This is a genomic window from Candidatus Protofrankia californiensis, from assembly GCF_900634765.1.
Classification (GTDB): Bacteria; Actinomycetota; Actinomycetes; order Frankiales; family Frankiaceae; genus Protofrankia; species Protofrankia californiensis.
Genome location: NZ_CAAAFT010000383.1, coordinates 1,103 through 2,224 on the forward strand (window position 1 = coordinate 1,103; position 1,122 = coordinate 2,224).

At 68.6% G+C, this 1,122-nt stretch carries 2 protein-coding genes and 1 pseudogene; 2 read left to right on the plus strand and 1 reads right to left on the minus strand.

The window, feature by feature from the left end:
* Positions 1–491, plus strand: a pseudogene (locus DD1DGNOD_RS28260) (SulP family inorganic anion transporter); the annotation flags it as partial.
* Positions 436–738, plus strand: a complete 303-nt coding sequence (locus DD1DGNOD_RS30570) for a DUF305 domain-containing protein (RefSeq protein ID WP_283234731.1) — start codon at positions 436–438, stop codon at positions 736–738. The pseudogene DD1DGNOD_RS28260 and the gene DD1DGNOD_RS30570, both read left to right, overlap by 56 nt.
* A gap of 183 nt (positions 739–921) precedes the next feature.
* On the opposite strand, the gene DD1DGNOD_RS27320 is transcribed toward DD1DGNOD_RS30570, so the two are convergent.
* The coding region (locus DD1DGNOD_RS27320) for a cupredoxin domain-containing protein (RefSeq protein WP_430827841.1) at positions 922–1,122 on the minus strand (201 nt) is incomplete at its 5' end.

The following is a 1,122-nucleotide window of genomic DNA, read 5'->3' on the forward strand; positions in this document are numbered from 1 at the left end:
TGCCCGCCGTGCTCGGCATCATCCCGGTCACGGCGCTCGCCGGAGTCCTGGTCCATGCGGGCTTCAAGCTGCTGCCACTCAAGGAGCTCGGCCCGCTGTGGCGTGAACACCGCGGCGAGGCCGTCATCCTGTCGATCACCGCCGGGGCGATCCTCGCGGTGAACATGTTCGAGGGCGTCCTGATCGGGCTCGGCCTCGCAGTACTCAAGACCGCCTGGGAGACCTCACACATCCAGGTAGAGATCGTCGACAGTGGCAGCGACCCGGTCCGCGTCGCCCTCACCGGCAACGCTACCTTTCTGCGGTTGCCGAAGATGCTCGACGCCCTGGAGGCCCTGCCGATAGACCGGCCCATCGAGCTGGACCTGCTGGGGCTGCGTCACCTCGACCACGCCTGCCGCACGGCCCTCGACGTCTGGGCGGAACGTCACAACAGTGAGGGCACCGAGCCTGTGCGGCTCATCCACGCCGGTCTCATCCACGCCCGCTGAGCCGGACCCCGCACGACAGGACCCGCGGCCGCCGAGAGTCCACTCATACGGCCGCGACGCCGAGATCCTCTACCTCCAACTCATGATCGCCCACCATCGGGCGGGGGTGGCGATGGCCCAAGCTCTGCTCGACCGCTGCTCCGACCACCCGGACGTGCGCGGGATCGCTCAGACCATCATCACCTCCCAGACCAGCGAGATCGGCACCATGCAGGCCATGCGCTACGCCCGGGACGCAAACCGCTGACCGGCCGACCACATACCGGTGAACGGCATTCCGTTCCCACCCCGGCCCACCGCGAACGCCCGCTCACCATCATCGACGGGCACGCCATCGCCACTGCCGGCCACGGACGGTGGCATTGTCGGCAGTGGCGAGCCCGTGGTCGTGGTGGCATGTCACGCCGTCCGTCGAGGCACGGGGAGCCGGTTACCCGACGGCGAGAGTGCCCAGCATGTTCGGGTGGATCGTGCAGACAAGCCGGTACTCGCCGGGCTGGCGTACCTCGAACGCGAACGACCCGCTTTGCCCGGCCGATATGATCGGCGAGCGGGCGCCGGCGATGTCGAGGAGTACCGCGTTGTGTGGAGCTGAACCGGCCGGCACGCTGAAGTCGATGCGGATGCGGCC